The organism is Nocardiopsis flavescens (assembly GCF_900141985.1).
Classification (GTDB): Bacteria; Actinomycetota; Actinomycetes; order Streptosporangiales; family Streptosporangiaceae; genus Nocardiopsis; species Nocardiopsis flavescens.
The window spans coordinates 1-26,136 of sequence record NZ_FQZK01000016.1 but is presented as its reverse complement, the minus strand read 5'-3'; the positions used below and the strand labels follow the sequence as shown (position 1 = coordinate 26,136).

At 73.6% G+C, this 26,136-nt stretch carries 27 protein-coding genes; 11 read left to right on the top strand and 16 right to left on the bottom strand.

All coding sequences use genetic code 11. The features are described 5' to 3' along the window. Positions 1–30: 30 nt before the first annotated feature. The 5 genes from BUE45_RS22420 to BUE45_RS22405 all read right to left on the bottom strand — a co-directional run bounded on the left by BUE45_RS22420 (position 31) and on the right by BUE45_RS22405 (position 3,329). Positions 31–453, bottom strand: a complete 423-nt coding sequence (locus BUE45_RS22420; RefSeq protein ID WP_073381384.1) for a DUF4395 domain-containing protein — start codon at positions 451–453, stop codon at positions 31–33. Positions 454–526: 73 nt separating this feature from the next. After that, positions 527–613, bottom strand: coding sequence for a putative leader peptide (locus tag BUE45_RS34105; RefSeq protein ID WP_366930680.1), 87 nt, complete (start codon positions 611–613; stop codon positions 527–529). Between the two features lie 181 nt (positions 614–794). Beyond that, the gene (locus tag BUE45_RS22415; RefSeq protein WP_073381383.1) at positions 795–1,295 is read right to left on the bottom strand and encodes a thioredoxin family protein; all 501 of its coding nucleotides are present in this window, start codon (positions 1,293–1,295) and stop codon (positions 795–797) included. After that, positions 1,295–1,993, bottom strand: coding sequence for an LmeA family phospholipid-binding protein (locus tag BUE45_RS22410; protein ID WP_073381523.1), 699 nt, complete (start codon positions 1,991–1,993; stop codon positions 1,295–1,297). Before BUE45_RS22410 ends, BUE45_RS22415 begins: the two co-directional genes overlap by 1 nt. 187 nt (positions 1,994–2,180) lie before the next feature. After that, entirely contained in the window at positions 2,181–3,329 is a 1,149-nt protein-coding gene (locus tag BUE45_RS22405) for a putative quinol monooxygenase (RefSeq protein WP_073381522.1), read from the bottom strand. A gap of 249 nt (positions 3,330–3,578) precedes the next feature. Between BUE45_RS22405 and BUE45_RS22400 the strand changes: the two genes are divergently transcribed. Beyond that, on the top strand, positions 3,579–4,370 hold the full coding sequence (locus BUE45_RS22400; RefSeq protein ID WP_073381381.1) for an HAD family hydrolase: 792 nt from the start codon (positions 3,579–3,581) through the stop codon (positions 4,368–4,370). A gap of 1,435 nt (positions 4,371–5,805) precedes the next feature. Here the strand turns inward: BUE45_RS22400 and BUE45_RS22395 are convergent. From BUE45_RS22395 to BUE45_RS22365, 7 genes are all read right to left on the bottom strand, one after another. Continuing rightward, a complete protein-coding gene (locus BUE45_RS22395) occupies positions 5,806–6,771 on the bottom strand; it encodes an NAD-dependent epimerase/dehydratase family protein (protein WP_073381380.1) in 966 nt (321 codons plus the stop codon). Positions 6,772–6,991: 220 nt separating this feature from the next. Next, positions 6,992–7,090 carry a 30S ribosomal protein bS22 gene (locus BUE45_RS22390; protein ID WP_017621272.1) on the bottom strand — a complete coding sequence of 33 codons (99 nt, stop codon included), beginning with the start codon at positions 7,088–7,090 and terminating at the stop codon, positions 6,992–6,994. 202 nt (positions 7,091–7,292) lie between these two features. Next, the gene (locus BUE45_RS22385; RefSeq protein WP_073381378.1) at positions 7,293–7,928 is read right to left on the bottom strand and encodes a histidine phosphatase family protein; all 636 of its coding nucleotides are present in this window, start codon (positions 7,926–7,928) and stop codon (positions 7,293–7,295) included. Between the two features lie 88 nt (positions 7,929–8,016). Next, positions 8,017–9,312: a glutamate-1-semialdehyde 2,1-aminomutase gene (gene hemL, locus BUE45_RS22380; protein ID WP_073381376.1), complete on the bottom strand. Its 1,296-nt coding sequence runs from the start codon at positions 9,310–9,312 to the stop codon at positions 8,017–8,019. Positions 9,313–9,486: 174 nt separating this feature from the next. Beyond that, the gene (locus BUE45_RS22375) at positions 9,487–10,053 is read right to left on the bottom strand and encodes an RloB family protein (RefSeq protein WP_073381375.1); all 567 of its coding nucleotides are present in this window, start codon (positions 10,051–10,053) and stop codon (positions 9,487–9,489) included. Next, the gene (locus tag BUE45_RS22370; protein ID WP_073381373.1) at positions 10,050–11,456 is read right to left on the bottom strand and encodes an AAA family ATPase; all 1,407 of its coding nucleotides are present in this window, start codon (positions 11,454–11,456) and stop codon (positions 10,050–10,052) included. The genes BUE45_RS22375 and BUE45_RS22370 overlap by 4 nt, the downstream gene beginning before the upstream one ends. Before the next feature lie 189 nt (positions 11,457–11,645). Beyond that, the gene (locus tag BUE45_RS22365) at positions 11,646–12,335 is read right to left on the bottom strand and encodes a phosphatase PAP2 family protein (protein ID WP_073381371.1); all 690 of its coding nucleotides are present in this window, start codon (positions 12,333–12,335) and stop codon (positions 11,646–11,648) included. 438 nt (positions 12,336–12,773) lie between these two features. Between BUE45_RS22365 and rraA the strand changes: the two genes are divergently transcribed. Further along, on the top strand, positions 12,774–13,268 hold the full coding sequence (gene rraA / locus BUE45_RS22360; RefSeq protein WP_073381370.1) for a ribonuclease E activity regulator RraA: 495 nt from the start codon (positions 12,774–12,776) through the stop codon (positions 13,266–13,268). Positions 13,269–13,439: 171 nt separating this feature from the next. Here the strand turns inward: rraA and BUE45_RS22355 are convergent, their stop codons facing one another. Beyond that, on the bottom strand, positions 13,440–14,147 hold the full coding sequence (locus tag BUE45_RS22355; RefSeq protein WP_073381368.1) for a hypothetical protein: 708 nt from the start codon (positions 14,145–14,147) through the stop codon (positions 13,440–13,442). Positions 14,148–14,342: 195 nt separating this feature from the next. Between BUE45_RS22355 and BUE45_RS22350 the strand changes: the two genes are divergently transcribed. The 3 genes from BUE45_RS22350 to BUE45_RS22340 all read left to right on the top strand — a co-directional run bounded on the left by BUE45_RS22350 (position 14,343) and on the right by BUE45_RS22340 (position 17,182). Next, a complete protein-coding gene (locus BUE45_RS22350; RefSeq protein ID WP_084737656.1) occupies positions 14,343–15,767 on the top strand; it encodes a sensor histidine kinase in 1,425 nt (474 codons plus the stop codon). Continuing rightward, on the top strand, positions 15,767–16,483 hold the full coding sequence (locus BUE45_RS22345; RefSeq protein WP_073381365.1) for a response regulator: 717 nt from the start codon (positions 15,767–15,769) through the stop codon (positions 16,481–16,483). The genes BUE45_RS22350 and BUE45_RS22345 overlap by 1 nt, the downstream gene beginning before the upstream one ends. Positions 16,484–16,645: 162 nt before the next feature. Next, positions 16,646–17,182 (top strand): putative immunity protein, encoded by a 537-nt coding sequence (locus BUE45_RS22340; protein WP_073381363.1) that lies wholly within the window; start codon positions 16,646–16,648, stop codon positions 17,180–17,182. Between the two features lie 60 nt (positions 17,183–17,242). Here the strand turns inward: BUE45_RS22340 and BUE45_RS33545 are convergent, their stop codons facing one another. Next, on the bottom strand, positions 17,243–17,776 hold the full coding sequence (locus BUE45_RS33545) for a hypothetical protein (protein ID WP_245833410.1): 534 nt from the start codon (positions 17,774–17,776) through the stop codon (positions 17,243–17,245). A gap of 194 nt (positions 17,777–17,970) precedes the next feature. Beyond that, positions 17,971–18,408, bottom strand: coding sequence for a winged helix-turn-helix transcriptional regulator (locus tag BUE45_RS22330; RefSeq protein ID WP_073381362.1), 438 nt, complete (start codon positions 18,406–18,408; stop codon positions 17,971–17,973). A gap of 75 nt (positions 18,409–18,483) precedes the next feature. On the opposite strand from BUE45_RS22330, the gene BUE45_RS33905 reads away from it, so the two are divergent. Then, a complete protein-coding gene (locus BUE45_RS33905) occupies positions 18,484–19,374 on the top strand; it encodes an SDR family NAD(P)-dependent oxidoreductase (RefSeq protein ID WP_073381360.1) in 891 nt (296 codons plus the stop codon). 28 nt (positions 19,375–19,402) lie between these two features. On the opposite strand, the gene BUE45_RS22320 is transcribed toward BUE45_RS33905, so the two are convergent. Further along, entirely contained in the window at positions 19,403–20,641 is a 1,239-nt protein-coding gene (locus BUE45_RS22320) for an acyltransferase family protein (protein WP_084737653.1), read from the bottom strand. 120 nt (positions 20,642–20,761) lie between these two features. On the opposite strand from BUE45_RS22320, the gene BUE45_RS22315 reads away from it, so the two are divergent. The 5 genes from BUE45_RS22315 to BUE45_RS22295 form a co-directional block, all read left to right on the top strand. Next, positions 20,762–22,015 carry a sensor histidine kinase gene (locus tag BUE45_RS22315; RefSeq protein WP_084737650.1) on the top strand — a complete coding sequence of 418 codons (1,254 nt, stop codon included), beginning with the start codon at positions 20,762–20,764 and terminating at the stop codon, positions 22,013–22,015. Further along, entirely contained in the window at positions 22,012–22,638 is a 627-nt protein-coding gene (locus BUE45_RS22310; protein ID WP_073381357.1) for a response regulator, read from the top strand. The genes BUE45_RS22315 and BUE45_RS22310 overlap by 4 nt, the downstream gene beginning before the upstream one ends. Positions 22,639–24,522: 1,884 nt before the next feature. Beyond that, complete coding sequence (locus tag BUE45_RS22305; RefSeq protein WP_073381355.1) at positions 24,523–25,107, top strand: YdcF family protein; 585 nt, start codon at positions 24,523–24,525, stop codon at positions 25,105–25,107. A gap of 252 nt (positions 25,108–25,359) precedes the next feature. Beyond that, the gene (locus BUE45_RS22300; RefSeq protein ID WP_073381353.1) at positions 25,360–25,776 is read left to right on the top strand and encodes a hypothetical protein; all 417 of its coding nucleotides are present in this window, start codon (positions 25,360–25,362) and stop codon (positions 25,774–25,776) included. Beyond that, a partial coding sequence (locus BUE45_RS22295; protein WP_073381352.1) for an ATP-binding protein occupies positions 25,773–26,136 on the top strand: 364 nt, incomplete at its 3' end. The genes BUE45_RS22300 and BUE45_RS22295, both read left to right, overlap by 4 nt.

Here is a 26,136-nt window from a genome sequence, read left to right as displayed (position 1 = left end):
GCGGATGCGGGGTCCGGCGGGTGTGGGGGATCAGGCCGTCTTCCCCGCCGCCGTGAGGCGGCGGCCGAGCAGGTACATCTCGCATCCCGCGCAGAAGCCGAACGCGGCGTTGAGGAAGGCGGCGGTGAGGGCGAGGGCGGTCGCGGCCGCGCCGAGCCAGTCGGGGCCCACCAGGTATCCGATGAGTCCGACGGCGGCGAAGGCGAGTCCCACCCCTTGCGCGAACCGTGGCGGCCGGGCGTCCTCCGTTGCGGAGGGCGGCCCCGACCGGGGCCGTACGACGGCGGAGAACAACAGGGCGTAGGGCGAGTTGCGCACTCCCGCGAGGAGGCCGATCGCGAACACCGCGGCCTGGAACCCCAGGATCCAGGGTTGGGCGAAGGCGAGGGCGGCGGCCAAAACGAGAGTGGTCAGGGCAGCGGCGAAGCGCTGCCCGCGAGGATCGACCTGCATGACGAGTTGTCCCTGGCGTGCACGGAGAAGAGAATCGGTCGCACGAGGGGGCGCGGGCTCGGGCCCGAACGCCCTAGGAACACAGACAGAGCGCGGCGGCGACGCGGCAGAAGTCCACCGCCCGTCGCTTCGTGAGATACGCGCTCGTCAAGGAAGTCACGTCTTCGACGCTACAGGCCCCCCGACACGTTTGTCACGGGTGGCCTGGATCACAGAACGGCGTATTCGGGCCGGTCGGAACGGGTACGGACCCGGCCCGGGGGGCCACTTCACGCCCGCCGTCCCGCGTATTCCCTGGTCATCCGGTGGGGAATGGGCCCGACGCGCTCCGATCCGCGGGGTCAGGGAACGGCGGCGCCGATGGCGGCGATCACATCGGCCGTGCGGGGCTGCCCGCTCGCCCGGCGCACCACCGCTCCCCGGGAGTCCAGCACCAGCACCGTGGGGGTGCGCAGGATGTCCAGGCGGCGCACCAGGCCCAGGTGCGCCTCGGCGTCGATCTCGACGTGCGCGACGCCGTCGACCATCCCGGAGACCTCCTCCAGGACGCGGCGGGTGGCCCGGCAGGGCTGGCAGAAGGCGCTGGAGAACTGCACGAGGGTGGCCCGCTCCCCCAGCGCGGAGCCCAGGTCCCCTGCGTCCAGGACGACGGAGCCGTCGGCGGTGTCGGCCACGGTCGTGCTCCCCTCCTCCCTCGTGTCCCCTCCGGCCGCCGCCCCCGCCGCGGGGGCGGCGGACCGCCCCGGCGCGCGGAAGCGGCCCTGCGCCCGGCGCCACAGCAGCCCCAGCACGGTGGCCGCGGCCAGTGTGGCGGCGAGGACGGTCGGGCCGGCGGTGTCCATCAGGCGGCCTCGGCGCCCATCAGCGGCACGTCCTGGGCGGTCCCGTCGACCCGCAGGCCGCCGGAGACGGCCTCGGCCTCGGTGACGGTCATCCCGAAGGGCATCTGGGGCACCGGGAAGGACACCGTGACCATGCTGGAGACCAGGCCGCTGATGTCGGTGGGCGCGCCCTCGACCTGGATGTCGGTGGGCGTCACGGAGACGACGCCGTCCTGGACGGCGATGTCCAGGGCCGCGGAGACCGGGACGCTGATGCCCAGGTCGCTCAGGGCCAGCTCGCCGCTGGCGTAGGGCAGGCCGCCCTCGGTGGAGACCGTGATGCCCTCGGGGAGGAAGGGGTTGAGGATCGAGTAGGGCAGGACCGCGGAGCCGTCGATGCGGCCCGCCGTCACACTGGGGTCGGACAGCAGCTCGGCCAGCGGGGCGTCGACGTCCGAGGCGCGGACCTCGATCTGCTCCACCGGGTACTCGCCGAAGGTCGCGGAGGGGGCGGAGATGACGATCTCCTCGTAGGTGCCGCCGAGCGCCTGCGGGAGGAAGGCCCACCCGCCGATCTCCACCGAGGGCTCCTGCTCCATCTGGAACTGCTGCTGCACCTGGCCGGCGATCATGTTCTGCGCCAGTGCGCGCCCCCCGAGGTCGGCGCCAACGACGAGGGCCGCCAGGAGGATGAGGAGGACGACAAGAAACTTACGCATCTGGAATCCCAGCACACTTTCTTTCGCTCCGGCGCGGCTCTCGGCCCGTGGTCTCGGCCGGTCATCGTCACACGCCATCGGCGCCAGGGGGGCGCCTGTCATGGGGAACCTGCAGGGAAGGGTACTTCACCGACATTGGACGCCCCGGAGCGTACAACGGTTCGCGTCCGGGGCGGGTTCCTCCAGATCAGCGGGGCATCAGCAGGGAGGCCAGGCCGTCGCTGGCGGCGGCGCCGGCGAGGGAGAGTTCGATCACGTTGGTCGCGACCACGTGGGAGCCGGTGCGGCGGCCGAACTCCATCACGTGCGGCTGCTGATCGTGCTCCTCCTTGGCCAGGTCGTCGCGGTAGATCGCGTAGACGATGCGCTGGCTGGGCGCGCTGGGCACCGTGTGGCAGGCGAAGAGCAGGGTGTCGGGCTCGCGCGAGGCGACCTCGGCGACGACGGCGTCGGCGATGCGGTCGAAGCCGGGGCCCTGGCCGTCGCCGAGGGTGTAGATGGTGATGACGCCGCGCAGCTTGGCGGGCGGCGACTGGCGCACCGGCGGGCCGTCGTAGTAGTCGTCGTAGGGGTCGGCGTTGCGACGCTTACGGCGCACGGGCTCCTCCAGGAGTTCGTCTTCGGGATCCCGGTCGGCGTCGTCCTCGTAGTCGTCGTAGTAGTCGTCGTCCTCGTCGTAGCGGTCGCGCCGCGGGCGCACCATCAGGGCGGCGGCGCCCCAGAGGGCGGCGACCGCGCCGAGCATGAGCAGCGGTCCGACCGCGCCCAGCCCCAAGCGGCCCACCGTGATCGACAGCAGGGCGGCCAGGGCGACCAGGCCGACGACCGCGAGCCGGTGGTTGCGGTCGGCGCCGGGGCGGCGGGCGACCGCCACGACGGCGGTGACGAGGAAGACCGCGATGACGACCTGCGAGACGTTGACGATCGAGCGCGGGATGAGGTCGTAGTGGTCGCCCAGGGCCGGGAAGCCCGTCGAGAACCGGCCGCTGATGCGGTCCATGCTCAGGATCACCAGGGGGACGATGGTGAAGGCGCTCAGGAACAGGCGCGAGGCGAAGCGGCCCTGCGCGGAGCGGACGCCGTATTCCAGTGCGCCCCAGGCCATGTAGAGGGGGCCCAGCAGGCTGATGCCGATGTGGAGCAGGCGGAACGTCACGCCGTTGAAGTCGAACAGCGCGCCGATCACGGCCGCGCTCAGCCCCACGGTCAGCCCGAGGGACGCGACGAGCCATCCGATGACGGGCACGCCGGGACGCCGCTGGGCGTAGGCGGCGAGCGCGGCGGTGGCACTCCAGCCGACCAGCGCGCTCATGAATGCGAGTCCTACGATCACCATCCCGACAATGATGATGCACGTGAGCGGGTGGGTGTGCACTCCTTATCGGCACGGGAGGACCGTTTCAGGGAAGATCCCGCAGAATGAAGGGCAAAACAGCATTCCCTACTGTGACCTTCATCACGCGAATTACCGCCCTGTCCCAGAGGCTCCGTCCTGCTCACCAGGGGTCGTAGGCTCGCATTGACGGGGGGCACAGGCCGTCGCGGGCGGCACCACCGACTCCCCCACCCGAGCCAGGAGAGAACCGTGTCACACGACGTCGTGTCCCCGACTCAGGCGGGGGCCGCCTTCTTCGATGTGGACAACACCCTGATGCGCGGGGCGTCGATCTACCACTTCGCCCGGGGCCTGGCCGCGCGCGACCTGTTCACCACCCGCGACCTGCTGCGCTTCGCCTGGGGGCAGACCGTGTTCCGCGTGACGGGGAGCGAGCAGCCCGACCACATCAACGCGGCGCGCGAGGCCGCGCTGGCGTTCGTCGCCGGCCACGACGTGGACGACCTGGTGAGCCTGTGCGAGGAGATCTACGACGAGACCATGGCCGACCGCATCTGGGAGGGCACGCGCGCCCTGGTGCAGCGGCACCTCAACGCCGGGCAGCCGGTGTGGCTGGTCACGGCCACCCCGGTGGAGCTGGCCCAGATCATCCGCCGCCGGCTCGGGCTGACCGGCGCGCTGGGCACCGAGGCGGAGAACGTGGACGGGGTGTACACGGGGCGGCTCAACGGGGACCTCCTGCACGGCCCGGCCAAGGCGGTGGCGGTGCGGGAGCTGGCCGCCAAGCACGGCTGGGACCTGGAGGACTGCTCGGCCTACAGCGACTCCTCCAACGACCTGCCGCTGCTGTCGCTGGTGGGCGACCCCCACGCGGTCAACCCGGACGGGGACCTGCGCCGGTACGCGCGTACCCGCGGCTGGCGGGTGCACGACTTCCGCACGCACCGCCGGGCGCTCAAGGTGGCGGTCCCCGCGGCGGCGGTGGGCGCCGCGGTGGGTGCGGTGGCCATCCGCGCCGCCAGACAGCGCAGAACCGTCTGAGAGGTACGGAACGGCACCGGAAGGCGGCCAGGACGCCGTGGGACGCCCACGGGGCGCGTGAGAGCCGTGTGGCGCACGTCCGACCGGGCCGCGGAAGTTCCGGCGAAGAGTCGGGGACCGCCCGGGAACGAAGCGGGAAAAACCGCACACTCCCCCCAGACCGAAACACCCCCACATGACCGAAACCCCGGCAACCGGGGTCCCCCACCCACCTGGAGCCCCCGACCCCAACCGGAGGGTGTCGCTCCCCGCTCAGGTCGCGGGGCTGAAAGCTCGACCGGAGTTCTCCAAGAGCTCAGCCGCTTGGAAACGGCGGCCGGCGGAGCGCGGACCCGGCCCCGGCGCAACCGGCGCACGGCAGATCTCCGGGCCGGTGCGTTGGTCACACATCGTCAGTGAAGGGAGTGTCATCCGGGGCCGGGTCAAGCGAGGCGATCCCAGCCCAGACCCAGCGGCGGGAGGAATGCCCCCTGCAAAGAACCAGGCGCGCGACAAGCGGCCCGTACGTAAAGCCCACCCATGCCCTCCCAACGCCATAGGGGGTGAAACGTGCACTGTCTCTGGACCCCGGGCACAACCGGTGAGCATTGATCGCCACCCCGACCCCAGGCGGTTGACGAGGGCATACTCGGCTCCGCGAACCCACGGGGGTGAAGGCCGCACGCACCCTCCCCGCCCAGCCACCAGGGGTCGCCCACCCACCTGGAGCCCCCGACCCCAACCGGAGGGTGTCGCTCCCCGCTCAAGTGGCGGGGGTGAGAGCTCGACCGGAGTTCTCCAAAAGCTCAACCGCTTGGAAACGGCGGCCAGCGGAGCGTGGACCTGGCCCCGGCGCAATCGGCGCACGGCAGACCGCAAGGCCGGCGCGTTCGATGCACGTCGCCGGTGGTGGGGGTGTCATCCGGGGCTGGGTCAAGCGAGGCGATCCCACCCCAGACCCAGCGGCGGGAGGAATGCCCCCTGCAAAGGGCGGTGGGCGCGACAAGCGGCCCGAACGTAGAGCCCACCCATGCCCTCCCAACGCCATAGGGGGTGAAACGTGCACTGTCCTGGGACCCCGGACACAGCCGGTCAGCATTGATCCACACCCCGACCCCAGCGGGTTTCGGTAGGGCGTACTCGGCTCCGCGAACCCCTGGGGGTGAAGGCCGCGCGCACCCTCCCCGCCCAGCCACCAGGGGTCGCCCACCCACCTGGAGCCCCCGACCCCAACCGGAGGGTGTCGCTCCCACCCCGGGTTGTGCGGGGTGAGGGCCGCGGACACCTGCCCCGCCCAATCCACCAGGGGCCACCCATCCGGAGCCCCCGACCACGCCCGGAGCCCCCGACCCCACCCCCGGGACATCCACTCCCCCGGTCCGCACAGGCGGGCCGGCGGCCGGCGACCCAAGGCAGGGCCGGCGCCCCAAGACAGGGCCGGCGCCCCAAAGCGGGACTAGCGCCCCAAGGTGGTCTTGGCCAGGGCGAGCACGTGCACGGGGCGCAGGCCCGAGCGGCGCGTGCCGGGCCCTCTCCCGTCACGGCGCCCGGGGGCGCGGCGGGGTCCGCGGGCGTCGGCGTAGGACTCGAAGGCCTCCGCCGAGCTGTGCGCCGGGATCCACTCCAGGGCCCGCTCCAGGGTCCGGGTGTCCAGGGACGCGGCCAGGCCCGTCCCTACGGCGCGGGCGGCGCTGGCGGTGGCGTAGTCGATGCGGCCGCGCCGGGCCACACCGCGCAGGACGCGCAGGCCCGAGGCCGGGACCGGCAGCCGGTGGCCGCCGATGCGGCGCAGGCACTGGGACAGCGGGACGCTGTCCTTGCCCGCCACGTCGAAGAACCCGGTGCCGCCGGTGAGCGCCATGCGCACCAGGGCCTCGACGCCGTCGTCCTCGTGCAGGAAGCGCACCTGGGGGTCGCTGCCCAGCACGGTGGGGACGACCCGGGAGTCGAGGTAGCGGGTGAGCGGGGTGTCCACGCCCGGCCCGATGAGGTTGGCGAACCGCAGGACCGCCACCTCCAGGTCGGGGCGGCGGCGCTGGAGGCCGCGGGTGTGCCGCTCGACCTCGGCGGCGTCGTCGGCGTCCAGGGTGGCGCTGGAGCGCACCACCAGGCGGCGGACGGTGGTGGAGCGCTGCGCGGCGGTCAGCACGCGCATCGTCCCCAGGACGTTGTCCTCGCGGTTGGCGCTGTGCGCGGTGTCCAGCCCCAGGTGCAGGACCAGATCGGCGCCGGAGTCGGCGACGATCCGCCCCAGGCTCCCGTCGTGCAGGTCGACATGGGCGTAGTCGAACCCCGTCGAGGCGGCGGGCGGCGCCGAGTCGACGCCGATCACCCGGCCGACGCCGGGTTCCGCACCCAGGGTCTGCGCGACCCTGGCGGCCAGGGGGTTGGACACCCCGGTGACGAGTACGACACGAGCCATGGCGACACGTTCCTTGGAAGGAGACGGTGAGTGACGGTACGCGGACCGTTCCACCCCGAGGGTGAAGCGGTGACCGCGACCCGTGAGACACAACGATGTCTCGACCGGAAAATTCCGTCACATTGGTCGAGGCATCGCCGAAAAGGGGAATTTTCTCCGCGTCCGGGGAGTGCCGGAGCACACCCGCGCCCGCGGAGAGACGACGATCGCCGCGACGGTCCTACTTCTTGTTGCGACGCGCGATACGCGTGCGCTTGAGGAGCTTGCGGTGCTTCTTCTTCGCCATGCGCTTGCGACGCTTCTTGATGACGGAACCCATCAGGGATCACCCTCTCGCTGACGATGGATACAGAGCATGCCGCACCGCCGTGGCGGAACCGGCAAGGGGTCGGGTGCGCGGGCCCCGGGATCGCGCGTGTGCGCCGACCGCGGGGTCGGGGCCGGTCCTGGGACGGCCGTCGATGGGCGTGCACCCACCGCACCCGAAGCCCCAGCCTACCGCTCCGGGTGCGCGCTCCGGGTCAGGCCCCGGGAAGGGCGGGCTCGTCCAGGTACAGCGAGGCCGCCGGCTCCGCGTAACTGACGCTGGCCAGGCGCTCTTCCACGAAGGTCAGGGAGGTGACGCTGGCGAGGTTGCATTCGCGCAGGTCGGGCCGGTGCCACAGGCGCTTGCCCTCGGCTGCGCGGCGGGCCATCCAGATGGGCAGCTGGTGGCTGACGCACACCGCCTCCCGGCCCCAGGCGGCCCGGCGGGCGACCTTGACGACCGACACCATGCGCTGGACGATCTGCTTGTACGGCTCGCCCCAGGACGGCAGGAACGGGTTGTACATCCGGCTCACCACCCGCGGGTCGCGGATCGACCTGCGGGAGAGCGTCAGGCCTTCGAGCTTGTTGGCGGCCTCGATGAGGCGGTCGTCCAGGGTGACCGGCAGGTCCAGCGCCTTCTGGAGCGGGACCGCGGTCTCCTGGGTACGGTCCAGCGGCGACGAGTACAGGGCCGCGATGTCGTGGCCCTCGAACCAGTCGGCGGCCATCTCCGCCATCTGCTGTCCGCGTTCGCTGAGGTGGAAGTCCGGGAGCCGGCCGTACAGCACCTTGTCCGGGTTGTACACCTCGCCGTGCCTGAGCAGGTGCACGACGGTGGTCGTCGTCATGGTCGTACGTCTTTCCCTCGGGGATCTGGTGGGGCCCGGCGGGCCGGTGTGCGGGGCTTCGCCGGACGTCTCGGTAGGGCCCGGCCGTTCAGCCGCGGGCCCGGGACGCGGCCTCGGCGGCGGCGGGCAGCGCCTGGACGACCTGCTCGATCGCCGCCTCGTCGTGGGCGGACGAGAAGAACCACGCCTCGAAGGCCGCGGGCGGCAGGTAGACGCCCCGGTCGAGCATGGCGTGGAAGAAGGCCGCGTAAGCCTTGGTGTCCGTGGTGCGCGCGGTGTCGAAGTCCACGATGTCGGTGTCCGTGAAGAAGACCGTGAAGAGGCTGCCCCCGCCCTGGACGCGGTGCGGCACCCCGGCGGCGTCCAGCGCCGCGGAGACCTCGGCCCGGACCTGCGCGGACACCCGGTCGATGTGCGCGTACACCTCGGGCGTGGCCCCGCGGAGGGTGGCCAGCCCGGCGGCGGTGGCGAGCGGGTTCCCGGACAGGGTGCCCGCCTGGTAGACGGGGCCGTTGGGAGCGAGGCGGTCCATGATCTCGGCGCGTCCGCCGAACGCGGCGGCGGGCAGGCCGCCGCCCATGACCTTGCCGAAGGTCGTGAGGTCGGGGACGACGCCCTCCAGGCCGAACCAGCCGGAGGCGCTGACCCGGAAGCCGGTGAGGACCTCGTCCAGGACGAGGAGCGCGCCGTGGGCGTGCGCGATCTCCCTGAGCCGCTCGTTGAACCCGGCCCGGGGCGGGACGACGCCCATGTTGGCGGGGCAGGCCTCGGCGATGACGCAGGCGATGTCGTCGCCGTGCTCGGCGAAGGCCCGCTCGACGGCCCCGGGGTCGTTGTAGGGCAGGACCAGGGTGTCGGCGGCGCTGGCACCGGTGACGCCCGGGGAGTCGGGCAGCGCGAACGTGGCCAGGCCCGACCCGGCGGCGGCCAGCAGGGCGTCGACGTGGCCGTGGTAGTTGCCCGCGAACTTGACGATCTTGCTGCGGCCGGTGAAACCGCGGGCGAGGCGGATCGCGGACATGGTCGCCTCGGTGCCGGAGTTGACCAGGCGGACCTTCTCCACGGGAGTGCGCTCGACGATCAGCTCGGCGAGTTCGACCTCGCCGGGGGTGGGGGCGCCGTAGGAGGTGCCGGAGTCGACCGCGCCGTGCAGCGCGGCCACGACGTCGGGGTGCGCGTGGCCGAGGACGAGCGGTCCCCACGAGCAGACGAGGTCGACGTAGCGGCGGCCCTCGGCGTCGATGAGGTGGGGGCCCTCGCCCTTGACGAAGAAGGGAGGGGTGCCGCCGACCGCGCCGAAGGCGCGCACGGGCGAGTTGACCCCGCCGGGGACGACCGCGGTGGCCCGGTCGAAGAGCTCTGCTGAAGTCTGTTGAGTACCCACCTCACCAGTGTGTCAGCTGTGTCCCGTTCCGGAACCGTGACCCGCCCCGGTGCGCGCCGCCCGCCGGTGCGCTCCTGTGGCCTGCGCTTCCACTGCCCGGTCCGCCACCGGCCTCCCGGCCGGAACCGGACCGGACGCGGTCCCGCGGGACGGCGCATGAGCAGTCCTGCGGGCTCACCCCGCACGGAGCACGGCCCGGATCAGGAGGTGTACGGAGGTGCAGGGGTCGCAGCCCTCGGGGAGTTTCTCGGCCCGGGTGCGGGCGCGGTCGAGGCCCTCGGCGAAGTCCGCGAAATCGGTCGCGCCCTTGGTCCAGCGGGGAAGGAGGGCCTTGAGCCTCTTCTCAGCCTTGGCCCCGGAGAGCAGCGGGGCGCGGTGGTCGTCGAGGTGGAGGATGAGCCAGGTCTCGAAGGTCGGGGTTGAGGGGACGGGCTCGATCCCTTCCCGGCGGGCACGGACGACGAGGTCGCGCACGTCCGCTCCGTCGGTGTCGAAGACGGCCCAGACGCGGTTGTACGCCTGCCCCATCCCCCGGGCGGCGGTGGCGACCACGGCTTCCCGCTGGGGATGCTTGGCCTTGCGGGTACGGACCGTGTGGACCCGCACGCCCGGGTGCCGATGCAGGGAGTCGAAGTAGCCCTTCTCCGTCTCCCCCTCACAGACGACGAGGTGGACCTCCCTCTCCTCCCGGAACCGGGATCGACGGTCGAGGCGGCTCTCCCGCCTGCCGCGCCCGCTCACCAGAGGCTCCCCTCCTTCGGCTCCGCACCGGCGCCGGCCCCGGGCGTCTCCGTCCGGAGACGCAGGGCGTCGCGGAAGAGTTCGTCGTCCAGGTCGGGAACCGCTCCGTAGCGCCCCACGAGGTAGCGCCGGGTACGGTTCTCGTCGCTTCGGGGCTTGAAGTCGCTGAGCGGGTAGAGCGAGGTACGCGCCCGGTCGTCCTTCTCCACGAACCAGACGTGGTCGCGTCGGAGGACCTCCTCGCCCAGGACGTTCCCCAGCAGGGCGGCGTCATGGCTCGTGAACACCAGCTGGGCGCCCTTCGGGTTGTGCTTCTCGTCCCGGAAGAGCGAGATGAGCGTGGCGGAGAGGTATGGGTGCAGGCTCGCGTCGATCTCGTCCACGACGAGCACGCCCCCGCCCTCCACGGCGCGCTGGGCCTCGAACCCCAGTGTGGCCAGGGTCCTGGTCCCAGAGGATTCCTCCTCCCAGCGCAGCGGACGGTAGTCCCCGGCCTCGACATGGTGGAATACGAGGGTGTCCGAACCGCCCGCCTCCATGACCTCGGAGAGGAGCTGGGAGAGCACACGGCTCTTGCCCGATCCGAAAGTGCTGTGGACGAGGGCCTGCGCAGCCGGGGTTCCAGCGGAATCCCGTGTCTCTCTCCGCCTGTCCGCCATCGACCGGGGACGCACACCGGCGGCCGGTCCCCGACCCGCCTCGTCTTCGACCAGCTCCACACCGACGACTCCGGTCCCAGCGGCCCTCAGCAGCCGGGAGAGGGAGTCCAGTTCTCTCTCCCCGGCTTCGCCGCGCCCGAGCCAGGAGGGGCGGTCGCGGCGACTCTCCGATGCGAGGGCCAGCCCCTGGGAGAACCAGCGGTAGACCGGTTCGACCTCGTCGTTGGCGGTGCGGGCCGCGACCGTGAGGAAGAGCGTGTTCTCCGCGGTGATGGCCTCCACCTGCCGGAGTTTCGCGGGGGTGTGCTCACCGAACGAGAAGTCGTCCCCCTTCCTCTCGAAGACGACCCGCTTTCTCTTCTTCGGGTAGGTGTACAGCCACTCCTCTGTCACCCGTTCGTCATCCATGGCGAACCCGTAGGTGTGGCGGACCCCGTCCAGGGCCAGGTCCACGACGAAGGTCGAGGGCTCCTCCGCCGCCGGGGCCTCGAAGGCGAACGGCTGCCGCGGTATCCCCCCGCCCGGCTCGTTGTCGCGCATGGACCACCGGACGGTCTCCCGCATCAGCGCGAGGGCGTCGAGGAGGTTGGACTTGCCCGACGCGTTGGCACCGAAGATCCCGGCGACGGTGACCGCCTCCCAGCCGGCGTCCCGGGGCCGGGAGTCTTCGTAAACGGGGGTGAGCAGGAGTTGCTGCTCCTCTCGGAGGGACTTGTGGTTCTCGACACGGAAACTCAGCAGCATCGCGTACTTTTTCCTTTCCAGCGCACGTCTTCACCTTCTTCCATGCGGAAAACCCGCACACAGGAAGCATGCCACGGCCCCGCGGCCGTAAAACACGGGAACGCCGGACGCCCCGGCCGGGGGCCGGGGCGTCGGGTGCGGGAGGAGCGGACTCCGCGGGGGTGCGGGGCGCGGGGGCGGGCCCCCGGGTCAGGCGTTGGCGTAGGAGCGGGGGCCGGTGGAGGTGTTCTCGTCGTCCGGACCGCCGGGGGCGGCGGCGAGGGCGGCGTGGGCGGACGCGGAGCGGACCAGGGGCCGCAGGCGCTCCACCTCCGCGATCCTGTCGACCAGGGCGGCCATCGGGCGGGCCGCGGCCAGGGAGACGGCGGTGGCGACGGCCGCGCCCACCAGCAGGCCGACGGTGACGTCGTGCGGGTAGTGGGCACCGACGAAGACGCGGGAGAACGCCTCCAGGACGGCGAAGAGCACGGCGAACGGGGCGGCGCGCTTCCAGGCGACGATGATCGCCGCCGCGGCGGCGCCCGCGATCGCGGCGTGGTTGCTCGGGAAGGACCAGTCGCCGACGGGGTCGCAGGTGGCGATGGTGGTCAGGTCGGTCATGGCCTGGCAGGGCCGCAGCTGTTCGAAGAACGACTTGAAGGTGCGGCTGGCGCCGTAGGCGATGACGGTGGCGACCGGGGCGAACAGGGCCAGGCCCACCAGCCGCGAGTCGACGGAGCGGGCGCGCCACCAGGCGGCCAGGAACAGGACGGCGAACACGGCGAGGAACAGGTCGGTGCCGACGTAGGCGGCCTCCTGCACCCAGGGGTCGAGCCCGGCGGCGAACTCGACCACGGCCCGGGACCAGGCGGCACTGATGTCGAAGATCTCGGAGACCATATCTCTCCAGGGGTGTCGTCGGGGAGGGGCACGCGAGGGCGGGGGAGGATTCGCGACGTGGAGTCGACCGAACGGTGACGTGACTCCCACGGTTTGGTGACGTCTGAAATCCCTATCCTGGCACCGAATCGGGGGCCCGGGGGCCGCCGGAGGGCCCGGATCGACGAAAGAGAGGGGCCTTCGACACGAAAGGGTGAACCCCACCCGGGACGAAACGCCACCAACAGGTGAACGGACGGGGGCGTGAGCTGCCGGAACGGGCCGACCGACGGGCGCGAGGCCGCGGGGGCCGGCCGGGGGCCGCACGGCCGGGACCGGTGCCGGGCGGGCGGGGATCACAGCGGCCCGGGGCGGTCCGGGGGCGCCGGAGAGGGGCCAGGCGACTACCCCTGGGTAACTTGGGGGCGTCCATCCGCTTCACCTCAGACCGGAGCCGACATGACCGAGCACCGCGCCGCGGGCTTCACCACGGCGGACCTCATCGACGACCACGGCGACACCCTGCGCAGCTGCTCCACGCAGTTCCTGCGGTACGGCGGCAGGCCCGTGTTCTGCGGCCCGATCCGCACCGTCGCGTGCCACGAGGACAACGGCCTGGTCAAGCAGGTGCTCAACACCCCCGGCGAGGGCGCCGTGCTGGTGGTGGACGGCCGCGGCTCGCTGCGCACGGCGCTGATGGGCGACATGATCGCCGCGGCGGCGGTGGCCAACGGCTGGGCCGGGGTGGTGATCCACGGGGCCGTCCGCGACACGGTCGCGCTCGCGGGGCTGGACCTGGGCGTCAAGGCGCTGGGCTCCAACCCGCGCAAGTCCGCCAAGGACGCCGCCGGGCGCCTGGACGTGCCCGTGGCCTTCGGGGACGTCGCGTTCGTCCCCGGGGAGTGGCTGTACAGCGACGAGGACGGCATCGTCGTGAACGCGGAGAGGCTCTGACACGGGCCCTGCGGCCCGCGCGGGCCGGCATCCCGGTTCCGGAGGCCCGCGCGCCCGGCAGGGCGGCCCCGGAGCGGCCCCGCGCCCGCCGCGCGGCGCATGAAATGGCGGGCGGGGTCCCCGGGGACCCCGCCCGCCACCTCGCCCCCCTCGGAGGGGCGGACCCCGGCGTCAGCCGCGACGGCGCCGCTTGAGCAGCGGGAACGCCATCCCGAGCCCCATCGCCGGGAGCAGCAGCAGCGCCGTGGAGCCCACCAGGATCGCGTTCTCCACCATGAGCGCCACGGCGATCTGCACCGCCCCCACCGCGGCCATCCCGAACGCGACCGGCCGCCGCGCGTCCGCCCACCAGCGGTCGACCGCGGTGCCCAGGCCGCTCGCGGCGGAGGCCGGTCCGGGCACGACCAGCGCGACGCCGATGAGGAGCAGCCCCACCGCGACCCCCGCGACCCGGGCGGTCGGGAAGTCCCACCCGGCGCCGTTGAACACCACGACCGCGTGCGTCACCAGCAGGAAGAGGGAGAGCAGCACCATGAGCGCGTTCATCGCCCGGGTGGTGTCGCCCGGCGGCCGGCCGACCGGCAGCTTCAGGGAGTGCTGGAGGTGGTGGGTCAGGGTGGGGACCGCGCCCAGGATCGCCGCGACGAGCGCCGAGGTGAAGGGCATCGCCACCGCCAGGAGCCAGCGGGGCACCATGTTCGGGCTGCCGTCCAGGTTGTAGCGGCCCCCGTGCACCATCTGCGCGAGGTCGGGCCAGACGGCCCAGGAGACGGCCGCCATGCCCGCGACGGCGAGGGCCGCGACGGCCATGCCGACGAACGGCGGGCGGGGCCTCTCCTCGGCGGCGGGGCGGGTACCGGTCCCGGTGGTGTTCCTCATGGGTTTCTCCCTTTTCTCGTCGTCCTCTGGGAAAAACCCTAGAAAAATGACGGGCCCGGCACATCCGACCGCCGTCACGCCGTTGTCACGCGCTTTTCCGCGGCGGTCACATGACAGGAGTCACGGGGGAACGCGTGAGAGGACGTGACGGTCCCGAAGCCGATTTCCGGGGAACCGGCGGATAGTATCCGGGCGATGAGAACACCTGCCGCCCTCCCCGACCTGTCCCGCTGGGTCAGCCTGACCGGAAACCGGCCGCCGCGTGTGGTGGGCCTGCTGTTCTGGGGGACCCTGCTGACCACACTGGCCGTCTACGCGGTGCTCCTGACCGGGTTGCTGCCGGTGGCGGACGAGGCGCTCGCCGACCCGGTCACCCTGCCGCTGCTCGCCACGGGGCTCGGCTCCCTGGCGGTCTGCGCCGCGCTGTGGCCGTTCCTGGCCTGGTCCCCGTATTCTCCGTTGACGCGCAGAATGGCCAGCGGGATTTTCCTCGTCGTCACCCTGGCGTCCTTCGTCACCAGCAATCAGACCCTGTTCCTTTTGCTGTGCGTGGGAACGGTGAACGCGGTGATCGTCTTCGGCGTTCCCGGCGGAATCGTCTACGGCGCGCTCGTCGTCGGTTTCTCCCTCCTGCTGCCGCTGCTCGTCCCCGGCACGCCCTTCGTCGCGGGGGTGCTCATGGCGCTGAGCCTGCTGTTCATCGTGGTGGCGTCCGCGATGGTGTCGGTGGGGCTGCTGGTGTCGGCGCAACGGGCCGAGCGCACCCGGGAGCTGCTGGAGGAGCTGGAGCGCACCCACGGGGAGCTGGCGGCGGCGCACGAGGAGCTGCGGCGCAGTACGGACCGGGTCCGGGAGCTGACCGTGTCCGAGGAGCGCGCCCGCATGTCCCGGGAGATGCACGACAGCACCGGGCACCACCTGACCGCGCTGTCGCTGTGCCTGGCCAACGCGCTGCGGTTTCGCGGGGCGGGGCGGCCGGAGGAGGCGTGGGAGGAGGTCGCCCAGGCGCGGGGGCTGGCGGGGGACGCCCTGACCGACACCCGCCGCTGGGTGCGGGCGCTGCGCCCGCTGGCGCTGGAGGGGCGGGCCGGGGCGAGCGCCATGCGCTCGCTCGCGGAGTCGTTCCAGGGCGGGGGCGTGCGGATCCGGTTCGAGCAGCGGGGCGGCGCGTGGCCGGAGCTGCCGGAGGAGGCGGAGCTGGTGTGCTACCGGACGTTGCAGGAGGGGCTGACGAACGCGATGCGGCACTCCGGCGGCGACCTCGTCCGGGTGGAGGTCGGGGTGGGGGCGGACACGGTGGCGGTGTCGGTGACCGACAACGGGCGCGGCGCGTCGGAGGAGGGCGCGCGCGGCGGTTTCGGGCTGCGGGGGCTGGCGGAGCGGGTGGAGCGCGTGGGCGGGGAGCTGGCGGCGGAGAACACCGGGGACGGGTTCCGGCTGCGGGTGCGGGTGCCGGCGAGGGAAGCGGGACCCGCGGACGGCGGCGCGGGCGACAGGCGGCCGGCGGGAGCGGAACCCGGTACGGGCCCCGCGGACGCGACGGCGGGCGCGGGAAGCGGGGAGCGCGGCGCGGGCCGTGCGGCGGACGCCGACGGCACGGACGGGAAGGGCGGTGCCTGATGCGGGTGCTCATCGTCGACGACCAGGTGCTGCTGCGGCACGGGCTGCGCAAGCTCCTGGAGTTCGAGGACGGGGTCGAGGTCGCGGGGGACGTCGGGGACGGGCTGGAGGCGCTGGACTTCCTGGCCGGGGCCGCCGGGCGCGGCGCGCTGCCGGACGTGGCCCTGGTGGACGCGCGCATGCCGCGCATGGACGGACTGTCGCTCATCGGGCGGATGCGCCGGGAGTACCCGGACGTCCCCGCGATCGTGCTCACGACGTTCGACGACGACGACGTCATCTTCGGCTGCCTGCGGGCGGGCGCGCGCGGCCACCTGCTCAAGGACGTGCCGCCGGAGGAGCTGGTGTCCGCGCTCCGGCGGGTGGCGCGCGGGGAGACGGTGCTGGGGGCGGCCGCCGCGGAGCGGCTGGTGGCCTCCCTGGGCGCAAGCGGGGAGCCGGTGCCGGAGCCGGACGGCGGAGCGGCCGGCCCGCGGTCCGGGGGCGGCTCCGGCGCCGCCGCGGAGTCGCCGCTGTCGGACCGGGAGTGGGAGGTGGCGCGGATGATCGGCCGGGGGGCGACCAACCGGGAGATCGCCCGCGGGCTGTTCATCACGGACGGCACCACGCGCAACCACGTCACCAACATCCTGCGCAAGCTCGGTCTGCGGGACCGGACGCGGCTGGCCCTGTGGGTGCGCGAGAGGGACGCGGGAGAGGGCCGGCGGGACGCGTGAGGTGATCCCCGGTTCGAGGCTTTTCCGAGCCCTTCCCAGGAGAACGGACGCCAAGTCTCCACCGGGTTTTCAAAGATACGCTTGAGCCCCATGATCCAGGGATTGCAGGGTGTGCCGACGGCCGCCCTGGTCTGTCTCGGTCCGACCCGGGGATGGTGGGCGATGGGGGACGAACCCCGCGAAGTGGAACTGGACGACGACGAGCGCCGCATGCTCACACGCTGGGCGGTCGCCTGCGCGGAGCGGGCGCTGCCGGTGTTCGAGGCGGTGGCGCCCGCGGACGGCCGCCCCCGCGAGGCGGTCGGGCAGGCGCGGGCGTACGCGCTCGGGGAGCGGCGGACCCGGCGGCTGCGCACGGCGGCCTGGGCGGCCACCGCGGCCGGCCGGGAGGTGGGGGACCCCGCCGCCGAGGCGGCGGCCCGCGCTGCGGTGGCCGCTGCGGGCATGCCCTACATTCACGCGATCGCGACCCCGCACCAGGTCAGGCACGTCCACGGGCCCGCGCTGTCCCTGGCGCTGGCCCGGGAGGCCGCCGCCGGAGGCGATCCCGCGGTGGGCGAGGAGGAGGTCCGGTGGGCGGTCGACCGCGCGCCCGCCGGGCTGCGGGAGGTGGTGCGCCGCTTTCCCGCGGGCGACCTGGGCGGGCGCACCCGGCAGAGCCTGCTGAGGCGCCTGGTGGACGCGGGACTGCGCGACTGAGCGCGGGCCGCCCGGGAACGCGCCGGCGTCCGCGGGCGGAGCCCGGCGGCCCCGGCCTGGTCACCGGGCCGGGCCGTACCCCGGTCCGGGATTCCCGTGGCCGTATCCACCGTGCTGGTGGGGGTACGGGTGGGGCTGGGGGTGCTGACCGCCGTGCTGGGGCGGATGCGGTCCCGCCTGGGGAGGCCGGCCGGCCTGGGGGTGGCCGCCCTGGTGCTGACCGCCCTGCGGGTGCCGGCCGTCCTGGCCGGGACCGCCGGGACCGCCGGGACCGCCCTGGAGCCGGAGCATGTTGAAGAGGTGGTCGTGCAGGCTGGCCGCGACCTCGCGCCCCTCCCCCCAGTCGACGATGCCGAACTTCATGCTGGGCGAGACCCGCATGTGCGTGCCCTGGGGGTGGGGGAACAGGTCGATGTACACGTTGAACCCGTAGGTCAGCAGGCTCATGCCGGTGGAGAACGTGTAGCGGTATCCGCCGCCGGGCAGCGGGTTCCCCTGGTTCGAACTCCCCTTGGTGCGCTGCACGGCGTGGGGGAGCATGTTCCACACCTGGTTCATGTGGAACGGGAGCTGGTAGTCGAAGCTGTCGGCCACGCTTCTCCGTCCTCGGTCCGGCAAAGCCGCCCGCACCGTGAGTTCCTGGGGGGCGGGGTTCACGGCTCCCTCTCGATCTGCCGCATACTACCTGCCCGGACGCCTCCGCCACCCGCCCCGCTCCCCCGCGGCCCGGGACACGCACGCGCCCCCACCGCGTCTGCGGGACAGGCGGCCCCGGCCGCACGCGCCCCTCAGCCCCCGTCCCGGTCGGCGGCACCGGCGTGGGCGCGCCGGCTCCGCTCGATGGCGCCGTGGTGCTCGACCGCCCATCCGGCGAGCGCGGACAGGGGCTCCAGGAGGGTCCTGCCGAGGGGGGTCAGGCTGTACTCCACGCTCGGCGGCACCGTCGGGAACACCTCCCGGTGGACCAGGCCGTCCACTTCGAGGCCGCGCAGGGTGCGCGTCAGCATGCGCTGGCTGATGCCCTCGATGCCGCGGTGCAGCTCGTTGAACCGGTGGCGGCGCTGCCCGAGCAGCACGATCACCAGCACCGACCACTTGTCGCCGATGCGCCGGAGCACGTCGGACACCGGGCAGGCCTCGTGCTCCTCCACCGGCACCGGGGTCGGCATGCGCGTGTCCAGCGGGGCGGGGACGGGGGCGGGAACACCGGTGTGCGCTGCTGACATGAAACTGCCTTCTTCCGCGATCGCCGACGGGTTCCCGAGGATGGGCGTACTCACCAACCGTAACGAGGGGGCCCGATGCCGGACAGCCGCACCGAGAAGGCGAAGCGGACGATCGTGATCACCGGCGGCAGCGACGGGATGGGGCGCGCGCTCGCCCTGGAGCGGGCGTCCCGGGGCGACCGGGTGGTCGCCGTGGGCAGCACGCGGGCCCGCGGGGAGCGCCTGGCGGCGGACGCGGCCGGGGCCGGCCTGGGGCACCTGGTCGAGTTCGTGGCCGCCGACCTGGGCACCGCGGCGGGGAACCGGGCGGTGGTCGACCACGTCGGGGACCGGTGCCCGGAGGGGATCGACGCCCTGGTCATGGGCGCCAACCGGCCGTTCCCCCGGCGGACCGAGACCGCCGACGGGCTGGAGTCGACGTTCGCGCTGTACTACCTGAGCCGGTACCTGCTGGGGCACGGCCTGCTGCCCGCCCTGGAGCGGCGTCCCTCCCCGGTGATCGTCAACGTGGCGGGGGTCGGCGCCACCGCGGGGGAGATCCACTGGGACGACCTCCAGCTGCGCCGCCGGTACGGGACGGTCGCCGCGCAGCTCCAGGCGGGCCGCGCCAACGACCTGCTGGGGGTGGCCATGGCGGAGCGGTACGGGGACCGGGTCCCCTACGTGCTCTTCCACCCGGGGTTCACGCGCAGCGGCAGGGCGGCGGCGGAGCACCTGCGCCCGGCGGCGCGGTTCGTGATCCGGACGCTCACCGTGCTCGCGGCCCGGCCGGTGGAGCGCGCGGTCGCTCCGGTCCACGGGTTCATCGAGTCGCCCCCGCGGGTGCCGCTCTCGGCGGTGGACCGGGGGCGCGCGCTGCCGCCGGACCTGAAGACCCTGGACCCGGCCGCTGCCCGGAGGCTGGACGGGGTCACGGCCCGGCTGGTCGCCGGCCTGGCGGCGCAGGGACCGCCGGACGGGGGCTGAGCGCCCCCGCCCGGTGCGCCGGGTCCGCTCACGGCCCGGCCGCCGGGGCCCCGTCGCCCCCGCTCCGGGCCGGGGCCCCCGGGGCGTCCGCGCGGGGACCGGACCGCCGTCGCGTGCCGTTGAGCCACCGCCCCAGCGCGGTGCGGCGCACGAGCAGCTGGTAGCCGCCGAGCAGCAGGGCGGTCGTCACCGTCCAGGTGAGCAGGAGCTTGGCCATGATGGGCCACTCCAGGCCCGCCAGCGGGACCTCGATCGCGACCAGCAGCGGCAGGTGCATGAGGTACATCCAGTACGACGCGTCCGCGAGGTACCGGACCACCGCGTGCTCCCGGGAGAACACCTTGACCATGAACGCGGTGAGGCCGTAGGTCCACAGCAGGCCGGTCAGCGCGACGACGCCCGCCCCGGCGGCGGCCGGCAGGCCCGCCGCGACCGGGAGCACCATGAAGACCGTGCCGAGGACGGCCGGGGCCAGCAGCAGCGGCCAGCGGGGGGCCATGCGGCCGAGCGCGTCCGGCGCGGCGTGCAGGAACCAGCCGGCCAGGAAGGCCCCCAGGTATCCGACCAGCGGTGCGGCCTCCGGAAGGACCGTGGGCGGCGCCATGATCCCCTGGGCCGGGTCGCCGCCCTGGAGCAGCAGCGCCGCCGCGTACGGCACGGCCGCCAGCAGGACGCCGGCCGGGTGGGACAGCGCCCCGCCGATGCGGGCGGACCACCGCCCGGCCCGTTCCGGGCCCAGCACCCGCAGCAGGACGGCCCGCGCGACGAGGACCAGCACGATGATCTCGAACAGCACGAGCAGGAACCACAGCTGCCCGGGCGTGAAGACCAGCAGGACGAGGGGCGCGTCGATCGGCGGGGGCGCGGGCGTCCCGCCCGTGCCCGTGCCCGCGGCCACGGTGGCGATGACGCCGAGCGAGAAGACCGAGACCGGCCAGAAGGCGAAGAGCGGCAGCAGGATGCGCACCACGCGGTCCCGGAAGTAGGACCGGGGCCCCCGGCGCACCAGCACCATCCGGCCGAGGTAGCCGGCCAGCAGCATGAACAGCGTCATGCGGAAGAGGTGGATCACGTAGACCCCCGCGAACGCGAGGGGGGAGGACCGGTCGTCGACGACCAGCCAGGGCATCTCGGGGGCGAAGGGCATGAGGGAGTGCAACAGGATGCCGAGCAGCAGCGCCGAGCCGCGCAGCGCGTCGAGGCCGTGGATGCGGACGCGCGCCGGGCCCTCCCCGGCGGTCGCGGTACCGGTCGTTCGAGGGGTCATGGGAAGAACGCTAGAAGTCGGCGCCGCCCTCCGGTTCGACCGATCGGAGGCCGCCGCATCCACCGATCGGTGGACCCCGGGGAGCTACCGGGAGAAGCCGGGAACGGGGAGAATACCGTCATGAGCAGCGGGTCGGATGTGGTCGGCGCGGCGGACGGGGACCCGGGCGCCGGGGGCGGGCGCCGTTTCGGGCCGTGCGCCTCCCGGACGGTGGTCCCCCCGGTGCGGTTCGTGCCCCCGGCGCTGCCGGTGGTGTCCGCGCTCTTCGGCGCCGCCGTCAGCGGGGTGGTGATCGAGCCGGGGGCGTTCGCCTGGTCGCTGGTCCCCACCGGCGTGCTGTTCGCGGCCCGCCTCGCCGAACTCCGCTACGGCGACCGCGTCGCCGCGGGCGGCGGGGTCGCGGTCGCGGTGGTGGCGGCGAGCCTGGCCGTCACCCTGCTGGGGTGCGTGCTCAACCCGTTCCTCTGCATCGCCGCGTTCTCCGGGTACCTGGACGCGGACCGGTACCTGCGCGGGCGCCAGGTGGTCGTGGCCGCGGTGGCGACGGGGCTGGTCACCGCCGTGGGCCAGGGGGGCGGCATCCCGGGGTTGTCCGAGCTGCCGTGGCTGTACGCGGCACTGGCCGCGGTCAACGTGGGCATCGGCATGATGATGCTGCACTTCGCCCGGGAGCGGGAGCGGCAGGTGGCCGCGCGCGAGCGCGTGGCGCTGGAACTCGCCGCGGTGCACGAGGAGAACCTGGCGCTGCACCACCGGCTCCTCGAACAGGCGCGGGAGACGGGGGTCGGCGAGGAGCGGGCCCGGCTCTCCCGGGAGATCCACGACACCGTCGCGCAGGGGCTCATCGGGGTGATCAGCCAGCTGGAGGCCATCCGGGCCGTGGAGCCGCCGGCCCGGGAGCGGATCGACCGGGCGGAGGCCGCCGCGCGGGACTGCCTGGTGGAGGCGCGCCGGGCCGTGCGCGCGCTGGCGCCGCGGCAGCTCTCCGGCCACACGCTGGTCGAGGCGCTGGGCGACCTGACCAGGAACTGGGCGCGGTCCCACCAGATCGTCGCGGAGCTGGACGCGGACGAGGCGCCGCCCTTCGTCCGGCACGGCGACGTGCTGCTGCGGGTCGCGCAGGAGTCGCTGGCCAACGTCGCGCGGCACGGCGGGGCCTCGACGGTGCGGCTGGTGCTCGGCGGCACGGAGGGGTGGGTGGAGCTGACGGTGGCCGACGACGGCCGGGGGTTCGACCCGGCGGAGGCCGCCGCCCGGGGCGAGGGGCGGGGGATCGGCGGGATGGCGGACCGGGTCGGCGGGGTCGGCGGGAGGTTCGGGGTGCAGAGCCGTGCGGGCGGGGGCTGCCGGGTGGTCGCGGCGGTGCCGGCGTGAGCGGGGCGGGCGCCGTGCGGGTCGTGGTGGTCGACGACCACCCGGTCGTCCGCGACGGGCTCACCGGCATCCTCGGCACGGAGGAGGGCATCGAGGTCGTGGGCGAGGCCTCGAACGGGAGGGAGGCCGTGTCGGTCGTGCGGGCGGGCGACCCCGACGTGGTGCTCATGGACCTGCGGATGCCGGGCGGGGACGGGGTGGAGGCGATCGCGGAGCTGCGGCGGGCGCACGCGACGCGCCCCCGGATCCTGGTGCTGACCACCTATGACACGGACCGGGACGTGCGGCGGGCGATGACGGCGGGGGCGGACGGGTTCCTGCTCAAGGACGCCCGGCGCGCGGAGCTGGTCCGCGCCGTGCACGACGTCGCGGCGGGCAGGCCGGTGCTCACGGCGGTCGCGCTGGCGGCGCTGGCGGGGCGCAGGTACGAGGCGGAGCTGACGGACCGCGAGGTCCACGTGCTGCGCCTGGTGTCCGAAGGGCTGACCAACGGCGCGGTCGCCCGGCACCTGGGCATCGGCGAGGCGACGGTGAAGACGCACCTGCTGCACGTCTACAGGAAGCTGGGCGTGGGTGACCGGGCCGCGGCGGTGCGGGTGGGGTGGGAGCGGGGGCTGGTGTGAGGAGGGGGCGGGCAGGGGCCTGTGCCGTGGTGGTTTTCGTCCCGACCGGGGCGCCCGGCCACAGCCCAGGGCCGGACCGGCGGTCTGGCCACAGTGGTTTTTCTCCGAACCGGAGCGCCCCGGCCCCAGCCGGTCGGCGGACCGGGGCCCCGGCCATAGCCGGAGGGTGTCGCTCCCTGCTCAGGTCGTGGGGGTGAGAGCTCGACCGGAGTTCTCCAAGAGCTCAGCCGCTTGGGGCGGGCGGCCAGCGGAGCGTGGACCTGGCCCCGGCGCAGTCGGCGGGCGGCAGATTTTCAGTGCTGCACGTTGGCCGCACGTCCGAAGTGGTGGGGGTGTCATCCGGGGCTGGGTCGAGCGAGGCGATCCCAGCCCAGCCCTTGAGACGGGAGGAATGCCCCCTGCAAAGGGCGGTGGGCGCGGCAAGCGGCCCGAACGTAGAGCCCACCCATGCCCTCCCAATGCCGTAGGGGGTGAAACGTGCACGGTCCTGGGACCCCAGACACAGCCGGTGAGCGTTGATCGACACCCCGACCCCAGCGGGTTTCGGGAGGGCGTACCTCCCTCCGCGGACACACGGGGGTGAAGGCCGCGCGTACCTGCCGGGCACACCACCGGCAGTTGTCCACCCGCCCGGAGCCCCCAGCCACAACCGGAGGGTATCGCTCCCATCCGGTCCGCAGGGGGTGGAGGCCGCGGGCGCCTGCTCGCTCCACCGCGCGGGGGTGGGGGCGGCACACGCGCGCGGCCTCGACCCGTCGTGGTGCGGGAGGGCGCTTGGGCGCTGGTTACTGCGTCTGTGGTTGGTGTTCCAAGCGAGGTCGGGAGCAACCGCGGCTGTGCAGGCGGACCCTTCCTCCGTTTTCACGTGGTGGGGCGGGGCAGGCCTCGCCCGGACCCGCCCCCGGAAAGCACACCCCCACCACCCGGGACGTGCGCCCAACGCTCCTACCTGGTGGTCTGCCGCCCGTTGCATCGTGGGGGCGGATCCGGCTCCGCCGGTCTGTACCTTCCCAAGCGGCGGGCGTCTTGGAGACCAAAGGTCCTGGTCGGGCGCGACCACAGACCGCCCTTCCCCACGGGTGACCGTCCTGGAAGCCTCCACGTCCGTCCCACCCCCTCGGGCGGAGCACGCGGGAGCGTGCCCCGAAACCCCCTGCGGCGGGCCGAGAAGGTACCCGCGGCCCTACCCCGCGCGACCTGGCGTGGGAGCGACACCCTCCGGCTGTGGCTGGGCGCTCCAGGCGGGTGGACACCCCCCGCGGCTGAGCCGAGCGGGTACGTGCAGCCTCACCCCGCGGGACCTCGCGTGAGAGCGATGCCCTCCGGCTGCGGCTGAGGGCTCCGGGCGGGTGGACGACCCCCAGGGGCGCGGCGGAGAGAATGCGCGGCCTTCACCCCCAGGGGTCCGCGGAGCCGAGTACGCCCTCGTCAACCCCCTGGGGTCGGGGTGGCGATCAACGCTGACCGGCTGTGCCCGGGGCCCCAAACCGTGCACGCTTCACCCCCTATGGCGTTGGGAGGGCATGGGTGGGCTCTACGTACGGGCCGCTTGTCGCGCCCACCACCGTTTTCAGGGGGCATTCCTCCCGATCCGGGCGGCCGGGCTGGGATCGCCTCGCTCGACCCAGCCCCGGATGACACCCCCACCACCACGGACGCGCGCCCAACGCGCAGCACGGGAGGTCTGCCGCCCCCCGACCGCGCCGGGGCCAGGTCCACGCTCCGCTGGCCGCCCTTCCCAAGCGGCTGAGCTTTCGGAGAACTCCGGTCGAGCTCTCACCCCCGCGACCCGGGGTGGGAGCGACACCCTCCGGCTATGGCTGAGCACTCCGGGCGGGAGAAAAACCACCACGGCACAGGCCCCGCCTCCGATAGGTTCCCCCCATGCTTCCCCCACGCCTGCTCGCCGGGGCCGCCGTCGCGGGGGCCGTGCTCCTCTGGGGCGAGTGGACCCTCTGGCGCGCTTCCCGGCAGGACTACCCGGTCCCGCCCGCCACCGCCCCCGCGGGCTCCGACGAGGCGATCGTCGTGCTCGGCTACCCCAGCCGCCGCGGCGACCGCCCCGGTCTGGTCCAGCGGTACCGCGTCCGCATCGCCCTGCGCTCGCGCGACCCCCGCGCCGGGCGCAGCGTCCTGGTGTTCACCGGCACGAGCCCGCGCCGCCCCGGCGCCCGGCGCTCGGAGGCCGCGGTCATGGCCGACCACGCCAGGAGCCTGGGCGTGGCGCCCGAGGACATCGTCCTGGAGGAGAAGGCCGTCAACACCTGGGAGAACATCGGCTTCACGCTCCCCCTGATCGACCCCTTCCCCGTGGTCAAGATCGCCTCCACCACGTTCCACGCGCGCAAGGGCCGCCGCTACCTCCGCAAGCGGTCCCCCCGGGTGGCAGCCCGCCTGCACCCCTCACGGGACCACCGCCCCGGCGAACTCCTCTTGCTGAAACCGCTGTTCGCCCTTTACCGGCGCTGACGAGAAAACCAGCAAAGAGGGCCAATTACACCGAAATATGAAAAAGCCGCATTCCGGCTTTCACCATCCCCCTGAACCGGCGTGACGCACAGCCGGAGATCCCTTTCGGAAATCCGTCCGAAAAATGTGCGCCCGCCCGCCCCCGTGCCCTATTCTGGCCCCACAACCGAAAAAACCGTGACCCCGCGACGCTTAGAGAGCGCCCGGGGTCGTGGCCGGCAACTCATTCCCTTGAACCTAAGGATTGCCAGCGTGAGCCAGTTTAGTGCCGCGCTCTTCAGTGATGCCCTCGGGCTCCTGCGAGCGCTGTTCTCCTCTCCCCGCGGCCGCCACGCCCGTCGGCGTTCGACGCGCGTGCGCCGCTACGCCGCCCGACCCGGTCCCGCCGTCCGCCCGCTGCCCCCGGCGGCCCCTCGCCTGTCCGCACCGCGCGAGGCCGTCCCGGCCGACGACATCCCCCTGGTCAGGCCCTACTACACCGCCCACGAACGGGCCCGCGTGCAGGCCGCCGCCACCGCCCGGCTGCACCGGTGGACCGGATCCGGCATCCCGGCACCCCGGATCCCCGGGGGCGACCTCCTCGCCCCGCCGCCCGCCACCTTCGACGACCTGGTCCGGGCGTCCCGGGCGCGGCCCGCCCGGCGGCCGACGGCAGGAGTGGGAGCATGAATCCGAACCGTCTGTGGACCCACCGCCTCTACCCCGGCGAGCTGCCCCGCCTGTCCGCCGTGCGCCGCGACCTGCGCACCGACCTGGACGGGCTCGACGACGAGACGGTCGACACCCTCGTGCTGTGCGGCAGCGAACTGTTCGCCAACTGCGTCAAGTACACCGCCTCCGGACACGACGGCGGCGTGGTGCGCACCCTCTGGCAGGCCGACGACCACACGCTGACCCTGGGCTTCACCGACGACGGCCTGGGCGGCACCGTCCCCGCCCTCCCCCGCACCCGCAGCACCACCCAATGGCAACAGGCCGAGGACCAGCGCGGACTCCTCATGATCGAAGAGTTGTCCACAGCCTGGGGAT